Source organism: Pseudoduganella umbonata (assembly GCF_014192225.1).
Lineage (GTDB): Bacteria > Pseudomonadota > Gammaproteobacteria > Burkholderiales > Burkholderiaceae_D > Rugamonas > Rugamonas umbonata.
Window position 1 is genome coordinate 1 of sequence record NZ_JACHXS010000008.1, and the last position, 19,190, is coordinate 19,190.

Annotated in this window: 20 protein-coding genes; 12 read left to right on the plus strand and 8 right to left on the minus strand. The window is 63.4% G+C overall.

What is annotated here, in order from left to right:
* Positions 1 to 374: 374 nt before the first annotated feature.
* The 3 genes from FHS02_RS19630 to FHS02_RS19640 all read left to right on the plus strand — a co-directional run bounded on the left by FHS02_RS19630 (position 375) and on the right by FHS02_RS19640 (position 3,496).
* Positions 375 to 1,784: a sensor histidine kinase gene (locus FHS02_RS19630; RefSeq protein ID WP_137316708.1), complete on the plus strand. Its 1,410-nt coding sequence runs from the start codon at positions 375 to 377 to the stop codon at positions 1,782 to 1,784.
* Positions 1,785 to 1,872: 88 nt separating this feature from the next.
* Complete coding sequence (locus FHS02_RS19635) at positions 1,873 to 2,634, plus strand: LytR/AlgR family response regulator transcription factor (RefSeq protein WP_137316707.1); 762 nt, start codon at positions 1,873 to 1,875, stop codon at positions 2,632 to 2,634.
* 100 nt (positions 2,635 to 2,734) lie between these two features.
* Positions 2,735 to 3,496 carry a sensor histidine kinase gene (locus FHS02_RS19640; protein ID WP_307722179.1) on the plus strand — a complete coding sequence of 254 codons (762 nt, stop codon included), beginning with the start codon at positions 2,735 to 2,737 and terminating at the stop codon, positions 3,494 to 3,496.
* A gap of 131 nt (positions 3,497 to 3,627) precedes the next feature.
* Here FHS02_RS19640 and FHS02_RS19645 read toward each other — a convergent pair whose 3' ends face one another.
* The 3 genes from FHS02_RS19645 to FHS02_RS19655 all read right to left on the minus strand — a co-directional run bounded on the left by FHS02_RS19645 (position 3,628) and on the right by FHS02_RS19655 (position 6,441).
* Positions 3,628 to 4,713, minus strand: coding sequence for a porin (locus FHS02_RS19645; RefSeq protein ID WP_137316705.1), 1,086 nt, complete (start codon positions 4,711 to 4,713; stop codon positions 3,628 to 3,630).
* Positions 4,714 to 4,843: 130 nt separating this feature from the next.
* Positions 4,844 to 5,503 carry a class I SAM-dependent methyltransferase gene (locus FHS02_RS19650; RefSeq protein WP_137316704.1) on the minus strand — a complete coding sequence of 220 codons (660 nt, stop codon included), beginning with the start codon at positions 5,501 to 5,503 and terminating at the stop codon, positions 4,844 to 4,846.
* Positions 5,500 to 6,441, minus strand: coding sequence for a CysB family HTH-type transcriptional regulator (locus FHS02_RS19655; RefSeq protein WP_137316703.1), 942 nt, complete (start codon positions 6,439 to 6,441; stop codon positions 5,500 to 5,502). Before FHS02_RS19655 ends, FHS02_RS19650 begins: the two co-directional genes overlap by 4 nt.
* A gap of 195 nt (positions 6,442 to 6,636) precedes the next feature.
* Here FHS02_RS19655 and FHS02_RS19660 point away from each other — a divergent pair, with 195 nt between their 5' ends.
* The 6 genes from FHS02_RS19660 (at position 6,637) to cobA (ending at position 12,723) form a co-directional block, all read left to right on the plus strand.
* Positions 6,637 to 8,328, plus strand: coding sequence for a nitrite/sulfite reductase (locus FHS02_RS19660; RefSeq protein WP_137316702.1), 1,692 nt, complete (start codon positions 6,637 to 6,639; stop codon positions 8,326 to 8,328).
* Positions 8,321 to 8,875: a DUF934 domain-containing protein gene (locus FHS02_RS19665; protein WP_137316701.1), complete on the plus strand. Its 555-nt coding sequence runs from the start codon at positions 8,321 to 8,323 to the stop codon at positions 8,873 to 8,875. Before FHS02_RS19660 ends, FHS02_RS19665 begins: the two co-directional genes overlap by 8 nt.
* 17 nt (positions 8,876 to 8,892) lie before the next feature.
* Positions 8,893 to 9,609, plus strand: coding sequence for a phosphoadenylyl-sulfate reductase (locus FHS02_RS19670; RefSeq protein ID WP_137316700.1), 717 nt, complete (start codon positions 8,893 to 8,895; stop codon positions 9,607 to 9,609).
* A 25-nt stretch (positions 9,610 to 9,634) separates the two neighbouring features.
* Positions 9,635 to 10,576, plus strand: a complete 942-nt coding sequence (gene cysD / locus FHS02_RS19675; RefSeq protein ID WP_137316699.1) for a sulfate adenylyltransferase subunit CysD — start codon at positions 9,635 to 9,637, stop codon at positions 10,574 to 10,576.
* Entirely contained in the window at positions 10,576 to 11,877 is a 1,302-nt protein-coding gene (locus FHS02_RS19680) for a sulfate adenylyltransferase subunit 1 (RefSeq protein WP_137316698.1), read from the plus strand. Before cysD ends, FHS02_RS19680 begins: the two co-directional genes overlap by 1 nt.
* A gap of 126 nt (positions 11,878 to 12,003) precedes the next feature.
* Positions 12,004 to 12,723: a uroporphyrinogen-III C-methyltransferase gene (gene cobA / locus FHS02_RS19685; RefSeq protein ID WP_137316697.1), complete on the plus strand. Its 720-nt coding sequence runs from the start codon at positions 12,004 to 12,006 to the stop codon at positions 12,721 to 12,723.
* A gap of 60 nt (positions 12,724 to 12,783) precedes the next feature.
* Here the strand turns inward: cobA and FHS02_RS19690 are convergent, their stop codons facing one another.
* Positions 12,784 to 13,518 carry a CPBP family intramembrane glutamic endopeptidase gene (locus FHS02_RS19690; protein WP_175424932.1) on the minus strand — a complete coding sequence of 245 codons (735 nt, stop codon included), beginning with the start codon at positions 13,516 to 13,518 and terminating at the stop codon, positions 12,784 to 12,786.
* 106 nt (positions 13,519 to 13,624) lie between these two features.
* Between FHS02_RS19690 and FHS02_RS19695 the strand changes: the two genes are divergently transcribed.
* From FHS02_RS19695 to FHS02_RS19705, 3 genes are all read left to right on the plus strand, one after another.
* The gene (locus FHS02_RS19695) at positions 13,625 to 14,098 is read left to right on the plus strand and encodes a DUF6328 family protein (protein ID WP_137316695.1); all 474 of its coding nucleotides are present in this window, start codon (positions 13,625 to 13,627) and stop codon (positions 14,096 to 14,098) included.
* Between the two features lie 68 nt (positions 14,099 to 14,166).
* The gene (locus FHS02_RS19700) at positions 14,167 to 14,913 is read left to right on the plus strand and encodes a hypothetical protein (protein WP_137316694.1); all 747 of its coding nucleotides are present in this window, start codon (positions 14,167 to 14,169) and stop codon (positions 14,911 to 14,913) included.
* Positions 14,913 to 15,665, plus strand: coding sequence for a hypothetical protein (locus FHS02_RS19705; protein WP_137316693.1), 753 nt, complete (start codon positions 14,913 to 14,915; stop codon positions 15,663 to 15,665). Before FHS02_RS19700 ends, FHS02_RS19705 begins: the two co-directional genes overlap by 1 nt.
* A gap of 3 nt (positions 15,666 to 15,668) precedes the next feature.
* Here the strand turns inward: FHS02_RS19705 and FHS02_RS19710 are convergent, their stop codons facing one another.
* The 4 genes from FHS02_RS19710 to lptF are packed head-to-tail and all read right to left on the minus strand — an operon-like array spanning position 15,669 to position 19,082.
* The gene (locus FHS02_RS19710; RefSeq protein ID WP_221403909.1) at positions 15,669 to 16,427 is read right to left on the minus strand and encodes a carbon-nitrogen hydrolase family protein; all 759 of its coding nucleotides are present in this window, start codon (positions 16,425 to 16,427) and stop codon (positions 15,669 to 15,671) included.
* The gene (locus tag FHS02_RS19715) at positions 16,424 to 16,804 is read right to left on the minus strand and encodes a sirohydrochlorin chelatase (RefSeq protein WP_229422407.1); all 381 of its coding nucleotides are present in this window, start codon (positions 16,802 to 16,804) and stop codon (positions 16,424 to 16,426) included. The genes FHS02_RS19710 and FHS02_RS19715 overlap by 4 nt, the downstream gene beginning before the upstream one ends.
* Entirely contained in the window at positions 16,804 to 17,967 is a 1,164-nt protein-coding gene (gene lptG / locus FHS02_RS19720) for an LPS export ABC transporter permease LptG (protein WP_137316692.1), read from the minus strand. The genes FHS02_RS19715 and lptG overlap by 1 nt, the downstream gene beginning before the upstream one ends.
* Positions 17,964 to 19,082, minus strand: a complete 1,119-nt coding sequence (gene lptF, locus FHS02_RS19725) for an LPS export ABC transporter permease LptF (protein WP_137316691.1) — start codon at positions 19,080 to 19,082, stop codon at positions 17,964 to 17,966. Before lptF ends, lptG begins: the two co-directional genes overlap by 4 nt.
* Positions 19,083 to 19,190: the final 108 nt, after the last annotated feature.

Here is a 19,190-nt window from a genome sequence, read left to right on the forward strand (position 1 = left end):
CGCCCACACTTATCGACTGTTGATTGTTAAAGAATTCTTCGCTTTTCAGCGGTGCCGCGTTGTCGACAAATCGTTGTGTTTGTCAGCAGCAGAGAAGCGAGATTATCGGGTGTTTCTTACGAACCGTCAACCCCACTTCTGCCTCACATCAACTTGCTTGTTTCACTTTCGTGACAGCTGCGTTGCTGTGAGGGACAGAACTATAACGGCCCATCAGCAGTCGCGCAAGTGCTTTTTTTGCGCCGCCGGCCATCCGCCCCGTTTTCGTTCCAGCCCTGCGATTGCGCAGACTGTCGCACGCCCCTCGCGCCAGTGGACAGTTTTGCGTAACGTTATCTACACTTGCTGCCCTATATAGAGAACGGAAGCCTTCGATGTTCCCCACGCCGAAAACACAAGAGCTCCTGAAGACCCTCCTGGCCTCGCTGCACACGGGGTTCGACCGGACCGCCACCTGGGTCACCCAATTGTCCTGGTGGAAGTTCTTCCTGTTTGCCGCACTGGCGCTGATCGCAGCGTCGATCCTTCAGGATGAGCTGTTCTCGCCCAATGTGGATGAAGATGTGGTCATTCGCTCGCACAAGCGGCCGAGTGCCGGCAGCGATACGAGCATCGTCATCGATGACAGTGGCATCCACTTCAACCCCCGCGGAGGGAAGCTGCGCAATCCGGCGCCGGCCGACGTCCCTGACGCCCCTGAAAGTGCGGGAGCCGAGGGAGCCGCGGGTGCCGAAGGAGTTGCGGGAGCACCTGGAGCACCTGGAGCCCCTGAAGCCGCCGAGGCGCCAGCAGCCCCTGAAGCACCTGAAGCACCTGAAGCACCTGAAGCCGGCGGTGTAGCACCCGTCGCCCCCGTCGCCCCCGTCCCACCCGTCGCAAAAGCCCGGTCAACCCCTGTCATTACCGCACTACCGGGCGAAGAAGTGCACATCGAACTGCCGCCGCAGATCGGCGAAGAACTGTCGAACGCGCTTGAGGAAGCGGTCGACAACGCAGCAGAAGAAAAAGTGTCGCGTTACCACGAACAGGCATCGACGTGGTTCCAGAGCTTCATCTTCCTGCTCGTGCTGACACTGTTCGGCATGAAGGCACTGATGGGCGGGAAGAAAAAGGCGGAAGCTGAAACACAGACCGCCAACGCCGCCGCCGAGCGCGCCGCCATGCAGCGCCAGCTGTCCGAAGCCAAGATGCAGATGATGCAGGCCCAGGTCGAGCCGCACTTCCTGTTCAACACGCTTGCCTCGGTTGAGCACCTGATCGAGACCGATCCGCCGCGGGCCTCCGCGATGCAGCGCAGCCTGATCAAGTACTTGCGCGCCGTGCTGCCGCAGATGCGCGACAACACGCTGATCACCAACCTCGGCCGTGAAGCGGACATGGTGCTGGCCTACCTCGCGCTGCTGAAAATGCGCATGGAAGAACGGCTGACGATCGACTTCGACATCCCCGACGGCCTGCGCAGCGCGGCATTCCCGCCGATGATGCTGCAATCGATGGTGGAGAACGCCATCAAGCATGGCCTGGAAGGCAAGCCCGAAGGCGGCACGCTGACGGTGCGCGCGGATGTGGCGCACAGCAAGCTGCGCGTGATCGTTGCCGATAACGGCCTCGGCTTCGGTGCCAAGCCCAGCGACGGCACCGGCCTGGGCCTGATGACGATCCGCGAGCGCCTCAAGCTGCTGCATGGCGATGCCGGCCAGCTGCGCATCGAGCCGAACCAGCCAAGCGGCGTGATCGCCACGATCGAGGTGCCCTACCAGCTGTCCGAAGGAGCGCGCAAATAAGCCGCGACACGCGGCACTCAGAGAGCCATTGCGCGGTACACCGATTCATTGAATAATTGGCACCCACTGCCCCTTACTTCTGCCAATTATGCCTACCGCGATTTTAGCCGACGACGAACGTTTGATGCGCGACCAGCTGCGCATGCGCCTGGGCCAGGTGTGGCCGGAACTGGAAATCGTGGGCGAAGCGAAGAACGGCGACGAAGCGATCGAACTCGTCGACGAGCTGAAGCCGGACTTCATCTTTCTCGACATCCGCATGCCCGGCAAGACAGGCATGGAAGCAGCCGCGATCATCGGCAACAAAAGCCACGTCGTGTTCGTGACGGCCTACGATGCGTATGCGGTGGAAGCCTTCGAGCGCGGTGCCGTCGATTACGTGCTCAAGCCGCCCGAGCAGGAACGGCTGAAGATCACCGTGGAGCGCCTGAAGGAAAGACTCAACAAGCCGGCAGGCGACGTCAATGCCAGCGTGAGCGCCATGCTGTCGCAACTGGCGGAAAAGATCGCAGCCCCCAAGCCGAAGTTCCTGCAATGGATACAGGCCAGCATTGGCCAGGACCTGCGCATGATCCCGGTCGAAGAAATCCTGTTCTTCCGGTCGGATGAAAAATACACGTGCGTGCAGACCGACAAGTTCGAAGCACTGATCCGCAAACCGGTGCGCGACCTGGCCGACGAGCTCGACCCATCGCTGTTCTGGCAGATCCACCGTGCCACGCTGGTGAACGTGAATGCAATCGAAGGCGTGACGCGCGACATTCGCGGCCGCCACCTGGTAATGGTCAAGGGCCGGCCGGAGAAGCTGGAAGTCAGCCGCAGCTTCCTGCACCTGTTCAAGCAAATGTAGATCCGCCGGTGCGATTGCGCCACATCAATCCTTCCAAGCCCAGCTGTAATAGGGTCTTCGAGCGGCTGTCCGCCATCAGCCGAAGGGAGAACCGATGTCCATGCCACGACCATTACTGGTGGCCGCGTTGCTCATTGCCGCGCGCATTGCCTGCCGTCTCGATGCACGGCCGGCCACGATCGCCGAGCAGCGCGAGGCCGATGCCCGCGCACGCATGGCCGGGCGGCGCGCCACCGACTATGCGCTGGAAAACATCCGCGAAGAAGAGCGCGCCCATATCGCGCGCGAGCTGCACGACGACCTGGGCCAGTTGCTGGCCACGCTGCGCGTGGATATGAGCCTGCTGATGCGCCAGCCGGTTGCCGACGAGGCCACGCGCGAACTGCTGGCCGGCATGGATGGGCGCCTGCTGTCGGCGATCACGTCGCTGCGGCGCATCGCCAGCAACCTGCGACCGCACGCACTCGATGAAGGGGGGCTGTACTTCGCGCTGCAGTCGCTGCGGCACGAATTCGAAGAGCGGCATGGCGTGGCCTGCGAGCTTGTCGGCCGTGAAGACGAGCTGGTGCTGAACGACCGCTACAGCACCGCGATCTTCCGGATCGTGCAGGAATCGCTGACCAACATTGCGCGCCATGCACAGGCCCGGCGCGTGCGCATTACGCTGCGGCGGCAGAGGGCCACGCTGTTCCTGACGATCGAGGACGATGGCCGCGGCATCGCCCAGGCCGATATGGAGAAGCCGTCGTCGTTCGGCCTGCTCGGCATGCGCGAGCGGGTCTGGGCGATCCGTGGCGACATCTCGATCTCCGGCAGCTGCCGCGGCACGAAAATCGAGATCCACCTGCCGTTGCCGGAGTGAGCATGGCTTCGCCGCGACTGCGAACCCGAACCGCATGGATCGGCTGCCTCGCCATCAACCGACCGGCCGCAGAATAAAAAACGCCCGGCTGGTGCCGGGCGTTTTTCGGTCATGCGGTCAGGCGTCCAGCATCAGAACGTGTGACGGATACCCAGGTTGAAGCCGGTATCGCCGCTGCCCACTTCGTTGTTGTTACCCACGGTATAGCCGGCGCCGTTCTTGTTGTCGATCTTTGCATAGGCGACATAAGCGCTGGTGCGCTTCGACAGCGCGTGCGTGTAGCCCACGGCCCACTGGCGCGCATCCTGGTTGCTGACAGTCTTGTCGTTCTTGTTCATCCACGATGCGATGATCGTGCCGGCGCCCACCGGCACCTGCACGCCCAGCAGCGCGTCGTCGGCTTCGGTCGAAGCGCGCGGCGCCACGGCGTAGCCGAACGCGTTGGCAACCGGAATCGGCGAGCTGTTCAGGCCCTTGTCGCGCTCGAAAGCGGCAAACACCTTGACGACCTTGAAGTCGTAGTTGACGGCCAGCAGCGTATTCTTGCCGTCCTCGCGGCTGGCAGCCGGGGTGGTGCCGGAAGCAGCAACATCGTTATTGCGGTTGTTGTACACCAGGCTCGCGTTCAGCGGGCCCTGCGAGTAGTTGAAGCCCACCGAGAACAGGCGGCCAGCTTCGCTGTCGCCGGCCTGTTCGCCCAGTGCGTACATACCTTCGATCGAGAAACCGGACCATTTCGGAGTGGTGTACACGATCGCGTTCGACACGCGGGTGTTCACGCCACCGGCCGGGAACAGGTTCTTGGCGCTGCCTGCGTAGCCGGCGCCGAACGGATCGGCAACCTTCGACAGTGCGTTGTACAGCGGGTTGTACTGGCGACCCAGGGTCAGCGTACCCAGCGTCTTGCTGGACAGGCCGACGAAGGCCTGGCGGTTGAACAGCGTGCCCGAGCTGTCGATCGTGCCATCGTCCACCTTGTAGCCCGATTCCAGCGTGAAGATCGCGGACAGGCCATTGCCCAGGTCTTCGGTGCCGCGGAAGCCGATACGCGACTGGCTGCCGATGCCGCTCGTCACCTTGGTGACGTCGCCGGCCGCGCCGCCGGTCTCGCGAACGATACCCGCATCCACGATACCGTAGATGGTCACGTTCGACTGGGCGGAAGCAGTGGCTGCGAAGCTGCCGGCGATGAGTGCGGCCAGGGTAAGTTTTTTCACTTTGATGTTCTCTTGTTGAGTTGGTCGGACTGTGAGACCGCTGGGGGTCTGACGCGGCGTATCATGCCTTCCAAATACTTCAACAATATGACATCAATAACTTGTTACCAAAACACAACAGCCATTGCGTTTACTTCAGGCGTGCCGTCAGCAGCCAATAATATTGCCAGCGTTCGATGCGGATTTCCTTGACTGCCGCCGCCAGTTTCTTGCGCAGGTAGCTGTCGGTCGGGAAGTTCTTGACGATCTCCAGGCGCTCTCCGGACGGCAGCGTGCGGAACTGGTAAGTATTTCCCTCCAGGTCCGTGCGGGCGATGACGGTGCTGCTGCCGTCGACATAGACGTTATCGAGCAGCACCAGCAGCACATCCTTGCCCAGCTTCGCGCGCAATTGCGCCAGGAAACGCTCCTGTTCTTCGCGTTTTACATGCGACCACCAGAAGCCGGCGAAGACGGCGGTGTATTCGCCGATCGCCGCCGGCAGGTCGAACGCATCGGCCTGCGCGAAGGTGACGTTACCGCCTTCGTCATTGGCCGGCTGCCGCGCGCGGGCCAGCGCCAGCGCTTCCTCATTGACGTCGATGGCATGGACCGACGCGGCGCTTGCGCCGATCAGCCGTGTCCAGTAGCCGGTACCGCAGGCGATTTCCAGCACCTTGTGGCCGCGCAGCAGCTCCGGCAGTTTCTGGCGCAGCACGGCCAGGTCGGCCTGGCGCTCCGGCTTGTCATAGACGTTTTCGATGGCGGCCGCGTTCAACGCGTAAAACCGCTGTAAAGTTTCATGATTCATAATTCGTAGTTTTCCTGCTCGCCGCGCATCGCCTGCTCCACCAGCTTGCGGTTCAGCGTGGGCGCGAGCAGCTCGATGAACGTATAAATATAAGAGCGCAGATAAGCGCCCTGCTTCACCGCCACGCGCGAGACGTTCATGCCGAACAGATGCCCGACCGAAATCGCGCGCAGGTTGCGGTCCCGCTCGGCATCGAATGCCATGCCGGCAATGATACCGATACCCATGCCCAGTTCCACGTAGGTCTTGATCACGTCGGCGTCGATCGCTTCCAGCAGCACGTCCGGCTTCAGGCCGCGCAGCGAGAAAGCATGGTCGATCTTGCTGCGGCCGGCAAATGCGCTGTCATAAGTGATGATCGGATAGGTAGCGATGTCTTCCAGCGTGACGGACTTACCTTTAAGCAATGGATGTTCGGGCGGCACCACGACCACGTGTTCCCATTGATAGCACGGCAGCGTGATCAGGTTATCGACACCGGCGATCGATTCGGTGGCAATCGCCAGGTCCGCCTGGTCGCGCTGGACCATTTCGGCGATCTGACGCGGATTACCTTGCAAAAGCGACAACCTTACCTTTGGAAACTTCACCATAAAGGCCTGCACCACCTTCGGCAGCGTGTAGCGCGCCTGCGTATGGGTGGTGGCAATCGTGAAGCTGCCGCTGTCCTGTGCGGCATACTCCTTGCCGATGCGTTTCAGGCTGTCGATCTCCTGCATGATCAGTTCGACCGACTCCAGCACCAGCCGGCCTGGTTCCGTCAACCCGCGGATACGCTTGCCATGGCGGGTGAAGATATCCACCCCCAGTTCCTCCTCCAGCTCGATGATGGCCTTCGACACGCCCGGCTGCGATGTAAACAGCGCCTTGGCGGCATCGGTCAGGTTGTAGTTCTGGCGGACGGCTTCCCGTACGAAACGAAGTTGATGAAGATTCATGTAGTTCCTGGCGGTAAGTCCGCTATTTTACGCTGAAGCTTATACCGCCCACGCATATAAGCAAATAAAGACTAAGTAGTTTGGAATAAAGCGTGAGTTTATTACGATACGGCCTACCTTGGGGACAACCTGCCGGTAGAGCCCCGCTGGCAAGCCCTGCCGGTAAGCTCTCGCTTTTGCGATTATAGGAACGCTATGTACCAATACGATCAATACGACCATCTCATCGTGCGGGAGCGCATCGCGCAGTACCGCGACCAAGTGCAGCGCCGGCTGTCCGGTGAGTTGACCGAAGAAGAATTCCTGCCGCTGCGCCTGCAGAACGGCCTGTACATGCAGCGCCATGCCTACATGCTGCGGATCGCCGTGCCCTATGGCCTGCTGTCCTCCGCGCAAATGCGCATGTTCGCCCATATTGCCCGCAAGTACGACCGCGGCTATGGCCACTTCACCACGCGCCAGAACATCCAGTTCAACTGGATCGAGCTGGAACACACGCCGGACATCCTGGCCGACCTGGCTTCCGTCGAGATGCACGCGATCCAGACCTCCGGCAACTGCATCCGCAACGTGACCTCGGACGAGCTGGCCGGCGTGGCCGCCGACGAGATCATCGATCCGCGCCCTTATGCGGAAGTGCTGCGCCAGTGGTCGACCTTCCATCCGGAGTTCATCGCCCTGCCCCGCAAGTTCAAGGTGGCAATCAACGGCGCCCTGGAAGACCGCGCCGCGATCGCGATCCACGACATCGGCCTGACGGTGGTGAAGAACGAGGCCGGCGAGATCGGCTTCAAGGTGATGGTCGGCGGCGGCATGGGCCGCACCCCGATCATCGGCACCACGATCCGCGAGTTCCTGCCGCGCGAACACCTGCTGACGTACACGGAAGCGATCATGCGCGTGTATAACCAGTACGGCCGCCGCGACAACAAGTACAAGGCGCGCATCAAGATCCTGCTGAAGGCCATCGGCGCCGAGGAATTCACGCGCCAGGTCGAAGAGGAATGGACGGACCTGAAGGGCACCGAGGAAACGCTGACGCTGGAAGAAATGGAGCGCGTGATCGCCTACTTCCAGCCGCATCCTTATGAAGCGCTGCCGGCCATCGACCCGCGTGCCGGGCACGAAGACAACAAGGCCTTCGCCAACTGGCTGAACCGCAATGTGAAGGCCCACAAGCAGCCGGGCTATGCCGCCGTGATCCTGTCGCTGAAGAAGACCGGCGTGCCGCCGGGCGACGCCACCGCGGAACAGATGGACTTCATGGCCGACCTGGCCGACCGCTACAGCTTCGGCGAACTGCGCGTGACGCACGAGCAGAACATCGTGCTGGCGGACGTCAAGCAGGCGCAGCTGTTCGACCTGTGGCAAGAGATCAAGGCGCATGGCCTGGCCACGCCGAACATCGGACTGCTGACGGACATCATCTGCTGCCCGGGCGGCGACTTCTGCTCGCTGGCGAACGCGAAATCGATCCCGATCTCGGCTGCCATCGCGGAACGCTTCGACCACCTCGATTTCCTGCACGATATCGGCGACATCGAACTGAACATCAGCGGCTGCATCAACGCCTGCGGTCACCACCACGTCGGCAATATCGGCGTGCTGGGCGTCGACAAGGATGGCAGCGAATGGTATCAGGTGTCGATCGGCGGCGCGCAGGGTAACGCGACGGCCATCGGCAAGATCATCGGCCCGTCGTTCTCCGCGCACCAGATGCCGGAAGTGATCGACCGCCTGCTGCAGGTCTACCTGCGCGAACGCACGCCGGACGAGAAATTCGTCGACACCGTGCAGCGCCTGGGGATCGCCCCGTTCAAGGAACATGTTTATGCCACGCCAATCAACGAACCGGGCCGCCTGGTAGGAGAAGACGAGTATGCCTGATCAAAAAATCATCAAGGGTCAACAGATCGTCAATGACGACTGGACCGTCTTGCGCCTCGAGGAAGGCCAGGAAGCCGCCACCGTGGAAGTCGCCGAAGGCAAGGTCATCGTGCCGCTGAAAGTATGGCAGGCGCAAAAGGATGCGCTGGCTGCCCGCCCCGACATCGGCGTGTGGCTGCAGTCCGACGAACGGCCCGAAGAACTGAAGGGCGAACTGGACAAGTTCGGCGTGATCGCCGTGAACTTCCCGAAGTTCACCGACGGCCGCGGCTACTCGATCGCCTACAACCTGCGCATGCGCCTGGGCTACCAGGGCGAGCTGCGCGCCATCGGCGACGTGCTGCGCGACCAGCTGTTCCAGATGAAGCGCACCGGCTTCGACGCGTATGCACCGCGCCCGGACCGCAGCATCGAGGATGCGCTGAAAGGCCTGACCGTGTTTTCGGAAACGTACCAGGCTTCGGTCGATGACAGGCTGCCGCTGTTCCGCCGCCATCCCCGCGTGGCAGGCGTGCGCGAGCACAAAGACATCGGCTCCGGCATCTGAAAGGCTGGGGAAATCACATGAGCAAGCTCGATTCTCTCGTTGCGTCCACCAGGCAGACCCTGGAGCTGATCGCACGCGAGTACACGCCAGCCGTGTTCGCCTCCAGCCTCGCCGCCGAGGACATGGTGCTGACCGACCTGATCCTCAAAGCGAAACTGCCGATCGGCATCTTCTCGCTGGAGACGGGCCGCCTGCACAAGGAAACGCTGGCGATGCTGGACCGGGTGAAGGACCACTACGGCTACGAGATCGCGCTGTATCGCCCGCAGCAGGACGCGGTCGACCAGTACGTGGCGCAGAACGGCCTGAACGCTTTCTACGACAGCGTGGACATGCGCAAGGAATGCTGCCGCATCCGCAAGGTGGAGCCGCTCGGCCGTGCGCTGGCCGGCAACAAGGCCTGGATCACGGGCCAGCGCCGCGCGCAGTCGAACACCCGCACCACGCTGCAGGTCCACGAGGACGATCCCGGGCACCTGATGGACAAGTTCAACCCGCTGGCCGACTGGTCCGAGGAAGACGTGTGGGAATACCTGCGCGCCAACGATGTGCCGACCAACGCGCTGCACGAGCAGGGCTTCCCGTCGATCGGCTGCGAACCGTGCACTCGCGCGATCCAGCCCGGCGAGGATGTCCGCGCCGGCCGCTGGTGGTGGGAAAATCCCGAATCGAAGGAATGCGGGCTGCACGTCGTCGACGGCAAGCTCATTCGAATCAAATCCGTGGCGGCGTAAAGCGGGCCACAACAAGAGAAAACAAATGAACGCACTGGCAGAAAATCAGATTACCGGGCTGGAGGACGTGAACGCGCGTCACCTGGATGCCCTCGAATCGGAAGCAATCCACATCCTGCGCGAAGTGGCGGCGGAATGCTCCAATCCGGCCCTGCTGTTCTCGGGCGGCAAAGATTCGGTCGTCCTGCTGCGCCTGGCCGAAAAGGCTTTCCGTCCCGGCAAATTCCCGTTCCCGCTGGTGCACGTCGATACCGGCCATAACTTCCCGGAAGTGATCGAGTTCCGCGACCGCCGCGTGGCCGAACTGGGCGAGCGCCTGATCGTGGGTTCCGTCGAAGAGTCGATCCGCAAGGGCACCGTGCGCCTGCGTAATCCGGCAACGGACTCGCGCAATGCCGCGCAAGCCGTCACCCTGCTGGAAACGATCGCCGAACACGGCTTCGACGCCTGCATCGGCGGCGCCCGCCGCGACGAGGAAAAGGCCCGCGCCAAGGAACGCATCTTCTCGTTCCGCGACGAATTCGGCCAGTGGGATCCGAAGGCGCAGCGTCCGGAACTGTGGGACCTGTATAACACCCGCGTGCATCCGGGCGAAAACATGCGCGTGTTCCCGATCTCGAACTGGACGGAACTGGACGTGTGGCAGTACATCGCCCGCGAAAAACTGGCGCTGCCGTCGATCTACTTCGCACACGAACGCCAGGTCATCCCGCGCAACGGCCTGCTGGTGCCGCTGACGGACATCACGCCGCCGCGCGAAGGCGAAACGGTCGAGACCCAGGTGGTGCGCTTCCGCACCGTGGGCGATATTTCGTGCACCTGCCCGGTCTCCTCCGATGCGGCGGATGTCGATGCGATCATCGCCGAGACGGCTGTTACCCAGGTCACCGAACGGGGCGCGACGCGGATGGACGACCAGACCTCCGAAGCCTCGATGGAAAAACGCAAGAAAGCCGGATACTTCTGATGAACGCCATGAACGAAAAACTGTCCCAATCATCCCTGCTGCGCTTCATCACCGCCGGTTCCGTCGACGACGGCAAGAGCACGCTGATCGGCCGCCTGCTGTTCGACAGCAAGGGCATCTTTGCCGACCAGCTGGCCGCCGTGTCGCGCGCCAAGCACAAGCGTACCGTCGGCGACACGATCGACCTGTCGCTGCTGACGGATGGCCTGGAAGCGGAACGCGAGCAAGGCATCACGATCGACGTGGCCTACCGCTACTTCGCCACGCCGAAGCGCAAGTTCATCATCGCCGACACGCCGGGCCACGAGCAGTACACCCGTAACATGGTCACCGGCGCGTCCACGGCCGACGCCGTGATCATCCTGATCGACGTGTCGAAAGTGAAGCTGCGCGAAGATGGCGGCGTCGATCTGCTGATCCAGACCAAGCGCCACTCGACGATCGCGCACCTGCTGCAGATCGAGCACGTGGTTGTGGCCGTCAACAAGATGGACCTGGTGAACTACGACCAGGACGTCTATGACCGCATCGTCAAGGCGTACGGCGAATTCGCGCAGACGCTGGGCCTGAAGGACATCACGCCGATCCCTCTGTCCGCCCTGACCGGCGACAACGTGGTCGAGAAGAGCGCCAACATGGCCTGGTACGAAGGCCCGACCCTGATCGAGCTGCTCGAGTCGCTGTCGGTCTACGACGAATCGCACGCCTCGCCGTTCCGCTTCCCGGTACAGCTGGTGGCGCGCCACAACGGCCACGAAGCCAACGACTTCCGCGGCTACATGGGCCGCATCGAAGCCGGTAAAGTGTCCGTCGGCGACAGGCTGGTGGTACAGCCTTCCGGCCATACCGCGACGGTCAAGGAAATCGTCACGTTCGACGGCGCGCTCCAGTCGGCGACCGCCGGCCAGTCGGTGACCATCGTGCTGAACGAATACGTGGACGTATCCCGGGGCGACGTGCTGGCCTCCGCCGAACAGCCGGCCACGCTGCTCAAGCAGGTCAGCGCGGACGTGTGCTGGCTGTCCGAAGAGCCGCTCGACCTGCGCCGCAAATACTGGCTGAAGCACGGCACCAAGCAGACCGCCGCCAAGATCACGAAGATCGACTCGATCCTTGACATCAACACGCAGCAGCGTCACGATGCCGAAGCGCTGAAGCTGAACGACGTGGCCCGTATCGGCCTGACCGTCCAGCAGCCGCTGGCCGCCGATGCCTATGCCGACATCCGCGCGACGGGCGCCTTCATCCTGATCGATGAAGTCACGCACCAGACCGTGGCGGCCGGCATGATCAGGCTCTGATTCTCAGCTCTGATTCACAGCTTTGGATCGCGGCCTTGATTCGCGGCCTTGATTCGCGGCTTTGATTCGCGCCTCGGCGACCAGCCGGTCCAGTAATTTTCACAAACGCCAGCACGGGAGTCCGCTTTGCCAGCAGTCGGAAAAGTTTATTTGGTGGGCGCCGGTCCCGGCGCCGCGGACCTGATCACGGTACGCGGTGCACGCCTGCTTGCCGAAGCGGAAGTGGTGCTGTACGACGCACTGGTCACGCCCGAGATGCTGGCGCTGTGCCCGCAGGCCGACCTGATCTCGGTCGGCAAGCGCGCCGGGCAGCGCTCGGCGGCGCAGGACTTCATCAACAGCCAGCTGGTCGAGTGCGCCCGCAAGTACCAGCGCGTGGTGCGCCTGAAAGGCGGCGATCCGATGCTGTTCGGCCGCGCCGACGAGGAATTGACGGCGCTGGAAGCGGAAGGCATCGAGGTCGAAGTAGTACCCGGCATCACCACAGCCGTTGCGGCGGCGGCGGCGGCCAAGCAGCCGCTGACGAAGCGTGGCATCGCCCGAAGCGTGGCCTTTTTCACGTCGAGCACCGCCCCTGGGGAGGACGACCTGTCCGGCATTCCTTCCACCGACACCCTGGTGCAGTACATGGGCGGCCGAGAGGCCATCGCCACGGCGCAGCGCCTGCTGCTGCAGGGCCGCCGGCCGGAAACGCCGGTGCTCGTGCTGGAGAATGTGAGCCGCCACGACCAGCGCATCGAGCGCATCACGCTGGCGAAACTGGCGCACGGTCTCGACACGCCCCATGGTCCCGTGCTCGTGATGCTGGGCGAGGCGATGGAAGCGCGGCCGCTGCAGGGCGCCTGATCCGCGCCCCCTCCACCGTGCTTTTCACCGTGCTTCTTACCGTGCTTCTCACCTGGCCGGTTACACCGGTACCGGCCAGAGCACGCCGAAAATCGCCCCGTTCATGACGCCGTTGAAGGCCATATGCGCTGCAATGGCCGGATAAAGCGAGCCGCTGCGCCGGCGCAGCGTGGCAAACAGCCACGCGGTGCAGAACATCAGCAGCATCCATAACGTTGCCGAGAGCGGCATCCACTCCAACCCCGTCGCGGTACGCACGACGCCGTGATGACACAGGTGCACGACCGCGAACAGCGCGCACTCCAGCGCCGTGGCCTTGTGGGCGCTCATCCTCTGCTCGAGCGCATCCTGCAGCACGCCGCGAAAGAAAATCTCTTCGCCGACCGGGCTGAAAACCAGCGCCGGCAACGTAAACACGAGGTGCAGCATCAGCGGCGAAAAGGCGCTGGTGTCCATCATGCCCGCATAGCTGCGGCCGATGGTTACGTACCAGTTTCCGTGGCCAATGCCGAACAGTGCCAGGCCAACGGCAAAGCACAGCAGCGCGGCCAGCATGCCGCCCGCCAACGCCCAGCCATACCAGCATCCTGCGGCACTGCGCACCAGGCCGATACGCCGCCGCCCCGCCGCATCGAGCAGCAGCCAGGGTGTCGCGGCCATCAGCAGGAAGCAGGCTGGCAACAAGGGCCTCAAGCTGGCGGGACCTTGCGTTCCCACTAATCGAAGCGCTGCGAACGCCAGTGCAAGCGCCAATGCGGCAACGAGGATTCGGGGTCGGCTTGCAATGGAATGCATGGTGGATGCCCGTGGTATGGCGGATCGGCAATATTGACACGGACGGTTCCGTACTGCAATCGAAGGTGGCGCCACTGTCGCGCAGCGATGCCTATAATGAAACGTCATGAAAGCCGATCCCGCACACAATACCGATGCCGACCTCCCCGAGGACGGCGACTTCTCCGACATGCTGAGCGAAATGCGCATCGTGCTGCCCGGTGCGCAGACGCTGGCCGCGTTCCTGATCATCCTGCCTTTCAACGGCGGTTTCCAGCACATCGTGAAGTCGGAAAAATATGTCTTCCTCGCAACGCTGTTCTTTGCGCTTTCCAGCCTGATCCTGCTGTCGGGACCCGCGGTACAGCACCGTGTGATGCGTCCACTGATGAATCGCGAACGCTTCAAGCGTTATGCGACGCGGCAGATCGTCGCCGGCTCGGTTGCCCTCGGCATCGCCCTCGTGCTGGGCACGAACCTCGTCGTTTCCGAAGTATTCGGCAATCGCGTCGGCCTCGGCGTGGCCGGGGCGATCGGCTTGATCGTTGCCTCGGTTTGGTGGCTGCTGCCGCTCTGGCTCAAGCGCAACAAACATCTCTAGTCCAGCGGGCGGATACAGGGCAGATACAGCGCTGCTAGAATATCGCCTTTCAATTTCGCGGGGGCAGCATGGGACAAGCACACGACGTACTGGAGCGGGCGCGTACGGCGCGGCTGGAGGGCCGGTACGAGGATGCGTTGCGCGACCACCTGTGGTTCCACGAGAATGCGCTGGCCGTCGAGCCGGGCCTGGCCGGCGTGCGCCTGTCGTTCGCACTGCGCGACTGGATCTACCTGGCCGAGCAATTCCCGCTGGCGCGCCGCGCCCTGCAAGGCCTGCGCGATCGCGACACGGCGCGCATGCTCGATGGCGGCCAGACGCGCGAGCTGTTCCGCGACATCGTCGCCATCAACAGCGCACTGGGCGAGGAACGGGCCACGCACGACCTGTTCGTGCGGATGGATATCCAGATGCCGGAACTGGCTCGGCAATGTGCCGATTTCGCGCTGCCGGCCCTAGTTGCCGCGGAGGACTTCACACTGGCGCGCCGCTACCTGGGCGACCCGGCCAAGCGCGTGCAGGCGCTGGCGGCCAACCTGAACGCCTACACGGCAGAGCTGGTGAAGACCGCGGGCACGTCGTCCGCCCCTGCCCTGCTGTCTTTCGTGCTGAACTACACGAAGGAAGTAAGGCTCGTGGTGGAAGTTCTCCGGCGCCAGGACGAGGAGGACGTGGCGGAACGGGTGTCGCGCGCCGCGCTGGACGAGCTGAAATCCGATGCGCTGCGCGACGCCGTGGAGCGCGAGTTCGAAACCCCGGGTGCGACGATCCAGGCCATGGTGGCGCACGCGCGCGCCAACGTGACGGAACACTGATGGAGCCGGTCAGGCAGGCCATTGCGGCGCGCGATGCCGGCGATTACGCCGAAGCCCTGCGCGTGCTCCAGGGCATCGCCGATGACCTGCGCCGCGAGAACCCGGGACTGCCGCCCCTGCCGTTCCGCGTGATGTTCGAATGGGGCCGGTTGATCGAGGTCCACCCGCCCGCCCGCGCGGCACTGGAGGCATTGCGCGACGAGCATGTACACCGATTGCAGCAGGGCGACGCGGACAGCGCCCAGGTCGAATTCGACGGCAGCCGGCATTCGCGGTTCTGGGATATCGCCTGGTTCAACGACACGCTTGCCGATTCCCGCTCCACCTACGAAGTCTTTCTCCACCTGCTGCGTGCAACGCCCGAGGTGGCAGCACGGTGTTCGTCCCGGGCCCTGCCCGCGATTGTCGAACAGGGCGACTATGCACTGGCCGGGCATTACCTGCCGGATCCTCTGGCGCGACTGGGCGAACTGAATGCCACCGCGCAGTGGTCACCCTTGCTGCCAGCCGGCTCAAGAGCGCCACACCTGGCGGCAATGTTGACGGGTTACACGAACGATCTGCGGCTGCGCAGCGCGATCCTGCATGGCCTGGGGCGCCATGCCGAGGCTGCGGCGTTACGCGTGACCGGGCTGGCCGGCATCGAATCGGAGGAGTTGCGGGCATTGGCGGAGAGGAATCTGGCCGATCCGGACGCGATCGGCCGCCTCATCGGCGAACACCAGGTATCGCTGCCCCCGCCCACGGAGTAAATGTCAGGTGGCCGGATCGATGGCCTTGCCGTGCCAGCCATCGCGATCGCGCCGCGCCAGCAGCAGGCATTCGCCGGCACCGCCGGCGGCGATGACGATATTGCCATTCTCATCCCACAGCGCGCTGCGCCCGGCGCAGGCCCAGCCACCGGTCGGGCCGCCATGGTTCGCCATCGCGACCGGCATGCGGTGTTCGCGGGCGTAACCGCGCAGCAGGCCTGCGTCGGTCTCATAGCCATTTTCGGACACCAGCATGCTGGCGGCATACAGGTCGGCCCCGCAATGGGCCGCCGCGGCCGCGTGGTCGCCATGCGCGATGTCGGCGCAGACGGCCAGCGCAACAGATGCGCCGCCCAGCCGCAGGCCTGCACCGCCGTCGCCCGCGGCAAAGGCGGCTTCCTCGCCCGCATGCAGATACTGCTTCGTGTACACCTGCAGCGTGCCGTCCGGAAGGAACGACAGCGCGGCGATACGCGGCAGGCCGGCCGTTTTCCACGGCGCACCTGTAACGACCGCGATACCGAGCCGCACAGCGGCCTCGCGCAGCGGCTCGAGCGCGGGAGCCCCGGCATCCAGAGCCAGCGCCGCCGCCAGCGAAGGCTCGTAGCCGGTCAGCGCCAGTTCGGGAAACAATACCAGGCGCGCGCCCTGGCGTGCCGCCGCTTCCACCAGCACCAGGTGGCGCGCGACGTTGGCCGCGATATCGCCGCGGGCGACGACCGGCTGGGCAATCGCGAAGGGACCGATGTCAACGGGCGTCAAGGCACCGATCCGCTGCAGTAATCGGCAATCGCCTGCAGCACGGCGGCATTCTCGCCTGCCGCCTCGGCAACGCGCACCGTCAGTTGCGGATGGTCGGCGCGCACCTGGTCGATCATCAGCGGCAAATCACGCAGCACGTGGCCGCCCTGCCCCAGGAATACCGGCACCACCGTCAAGTCGGTGACACCTTGCGCCACCAGCTCGGCGGCCCGCTCCGGCAACCGCGGCGTCATCAGTTCGAGGAAAGCCAGCGACACATCCACATCCGGCTCGCGCGCGGCCACCAGGCCGCGCAGTCGCTCGAATGGCGCTGCCCACCCGGCGGCGCGGGCGCCGTGGGCAAACAGGATCAATGCACGTTTCTTTTGCTGTTCCACTAATGTCTCTCCACCCAGTAAAGCGCCCCCACCGCGAGCGCAAGGAAAATCAGGCTCGGCATCACTGCGATCAGGTACGCAGGCAACGTGGACAGTGCGCCCACGTGCGAGAACAGCGTATTCACGAGCAGGAAGCTCACGCCGATCATGATGCCCATGAAAATCTTCAGGCTCACGCCGCCGCTGCGCGTGTGCAGGTAACCGAACGGCAGTGCCAGCGCCATCAGCACGAAGATCGCCAGCGGATCGATCAGCTTCTTCCAGAATGCGATCTTGAAGCGCTCGGTCTGCTGGCGGTTTTCCTGCAGGTGGCGGGTATATACGGCCAGCTCGTTGGCCGACATGCGTTCCGGATCGGATGCAGCGACGGACAGGATCTTCGGCGTGATTTCGGAAACGAGTTCCTTCGTCGCATGCCGCCGGGTTTCGATCGCGCTGGTCTCCTGCGCGAAATTGTTCTGCGGCGTGGCCTCGCCCTTCAGCAATCCCGGATTGGTGAAATGGTTCTCCGTCACATCCTGCAGGCGCCACACATTGTTGCCCTGGTAGGTGCCGCTTTTCGCCACCGTCAGCGTGCGCAGGCGATAGCTGTTGTCGAATTCGTAGAGCTTGACGTCCACCAGGCTGCTGTCCGGACGCACCTGGCGCACGTTGAAGAAGCGCGACCCCTGCACGCTGCCGGTCAGGCCTTCGCTCTTGACGATGTCCTTCGTCCACAAGCCGGAACGGAATTCGGACGACACCGTCGTTCCCCGCCCCGTCAGGTGCAGCCGCTCGGCCATCAGCGCCGTGCGCGGAGCGATCAGTTCGCCGAAGATGAAGGTGACGACGACGAACAGGATGCCGGTCTTGAACAGCATCCAGCCCGCCATCCGCGTCGACATGCCGGCGGCGCGCATGATCGTGAATTCGGACGACGACGCGAACTGCGCCATCGTGTAGATCGTGCCGATCAGCGCGGCGACCGGCATCACTTCGTACACGTGCTGCGGAACCATCACCAGTACGAACAGCAGCGCATCCTTCAATGAATACCCGTTGCGGCCCACCGACGACAGCTCGTTGGTCAGGTCCATGAAGGCCGTCAGTCCGAGGAAGGCCAGCAGCACCATCACGACCGCTTTCGTGATGGAGACGGTGAAATAGCGTTGCAGGACACTCATGGCGCCACCTTGCCGCGCTTGTGCGACGAGAACAGCGCGCGTGGATGCCAGCGGCTGTTCACGTTCAGGCGCCACAGGAACAGCGCGACGACCGTCAGCAGCGCCGCCACGTGCAGCGGCCACCAGCCCATCATGAAGCTGAACCTGCCCTGCTCGACGCCCTTCCTGAACAGTTCGGTCAGGTTGTAGTACGTGAAGAAGATCAGGATCGCGATGATCAGGTTCGTCGAACTGCCGGCGCGGGGATTGACGAAGCCCAGCGGGATCGCCAGCAGCATCAGCACCAGGCAGGTGATCGGTGCGGAGATGCGCCACAGCAGTTCGGCACGCGCCTGGTTGGTCGGAATCTTGACCAGCGTGGCCGTCGGGATCGCGTTCACCTTCTGGATCGCTTCGAGCTTGGTTGCCTGCTGCGCCACGCGCATCTTGTAGCTGTCGAATTCCATCGTCTGGAAATCCGCCTGGCCCGGCTCGCCCTGGTAGCGGCGGCCGTTCTTCAACACCAGATAGCGCTGGCCGTTGTCGCCCGTCTCGATGACGCCTTCCTTGGCCACGATGACGGAGGTGCCGCGCTCATCGATCTGGTTGACGAACACGTTCTGCACCGAAGCCGTCTGGCCGGACGTGCCTTCGACGAAGAAGATGCGGTTGCTGGATCCCGATTCCTTGAACTGCCCGGGCGAGACCTTCTGCAGGTCTTCGCGCTTGGCAAAGCGCTCCACGTACTCCGCATACTGCTGCTTGGCCCACGGCCCCGCATAGAATGCCAGCGCCGCGGTAGCCACGATGATCGGAAAGCCGAATGTCAGCACGGGGCGGATCCACGCCGTCAGGCTCTGGCCGGAAGCGAACCACACCACCATTTCGGAGTCGCGGTAGCTGCGGGTCACCACCATCAGCACGGCGATGAAACTGGTCAGGGCCAGGATCAGGGGAAGATAGTTCAGCGAAGTGAATGCGATCAGCGCGATGACATCGCCCGATGCGACCTTGCCGCCGGCGGCCTGGCCGAGGATCCTGATCAGGGTCCACGTCAGGATGATGGTGAACAGGATCGTGAAGGTAGCCCCGGCGGAGCTGAGCAGCTCACGCCTCAGGGCGCGTTGGAAAATCATTCGAAGCTTATAATTCGATTAGTAAGGTCATGTGACCGGCTCAATCGAGCGGCTGATGCAGCCGGCTCGATTCACCGGATCACGTAACTGGGTTAAGCTACCGCGCTT

Bases quoted from the DNA above. Each gene is read 5' to 3' on its own strand.
- lptG (WP_137316692.1), bottom strand. From the start codon at position 17,967: ATGAGTGTCCTGCAACGCTATTTCACCGTCTCCATCACGAAAGCGGTC.
- FHS02_RS19635 (WP_137316707.1), top strand. From the start codon at position 1,873: ATGCCTACCGCGATTTTAGCCGACGACGAACGTTTGATGCGCGACCAG.
- lptF (WP_137316691.1), bottom strand. From the start codon at position 19,082: ATGATTTTCCAACGCGCCCTGAGGCGTGAGCTGCTCAGCTCCGCCGGG.
- FHS02_RS19660 (WP_137316702.1), top strand. From the start codon at position 6,637: ATGTACCAATACGATCAATACGACCATCTCATCGTGCGGGAGCGCATC.
- FHS02_RS19655 (WP_137316703.1), bottom strand. From the start codon at position 6,441: ATGAATCTTCATCAACTTCGTTTCGTACGGGAAGCCGTCCGCCAGAAC.
- FHS02_RS19670 (WP_137316700.1), top strand. From the start codon at position 8,893: ATGAGCAAGCTCGATTCTCTCGTTGCGTCCACCAGGCAGACCCTGGAG.
- FHS02_RS19650 (WP_137316704.1), bottom strand. From the start codon at position 5,503: ATGAATCATGAAACTTTACAGCGGTTTTACGCGTTGAACGCGGCCGCC.
- FHS02_RS19665 (WP_137316701.1), top strand. From the start codon at position 8,321: ATGCCTGATCAAAAAATCATCAAGGGTCAACAGATCGTCAATGACGAC.
- FHS02_RS19695 (WP_137316695.1), top strand. From the start codon at position 13,625: ATGAAAGCCGATCCCGCACACAATACCGATGCCGACCTCCCCGAGGAC.
- FHS02_RS19640 (WP_307722179.1), top strand. From the start codon at position 2,735: ATGCCACGACCATTACTGGTGGCCGCGTTGCTCATTGCCGCGCGCATT.
- FHS02_RS19700 (WP_137316694.1), top strand. From the start codon at position 14,167: ATGGGACAAGCACACGACGTACTGGAGCGGGCGCGTACGGCGCGGCTG.
- FHS02_RS19690 (WP_175424932.1), bottom strand. From the start codon at position 13,518: ATGCATTCCATTGCAAGCCGACCCCGAATCCTCGTTGCCGCATTGGCG.
- cysD (WP_137316699.1), top strand. From the start codon at position 9,635: ATGAACGCACTGGCAGAAAATCAGATTACCGGGCTGGAGGACGTGAAC.
- FHS02_RS19705 (WP_137316693.1), top strand. From the start codon at position 14,913: ATGGAGCCGGTCAGGCAGGCCATTGCGGCGCGCGATGCCGGCGATTAC.
- FHS02_RS19630 (WP_137316708.1), top strand. From the start codon at position 375: ATGTTCCCCACGCCGAAAACACAAGAGCTCCTGAAGACCCTCCTGGCC.
- FHS02_RS19680 (WP_137316698.1), top strand. From the start codon at position 10,576: ATGAACGCCATGAACGAAAAACTGTCCCAATCATCCCTGCTGCGCTTC.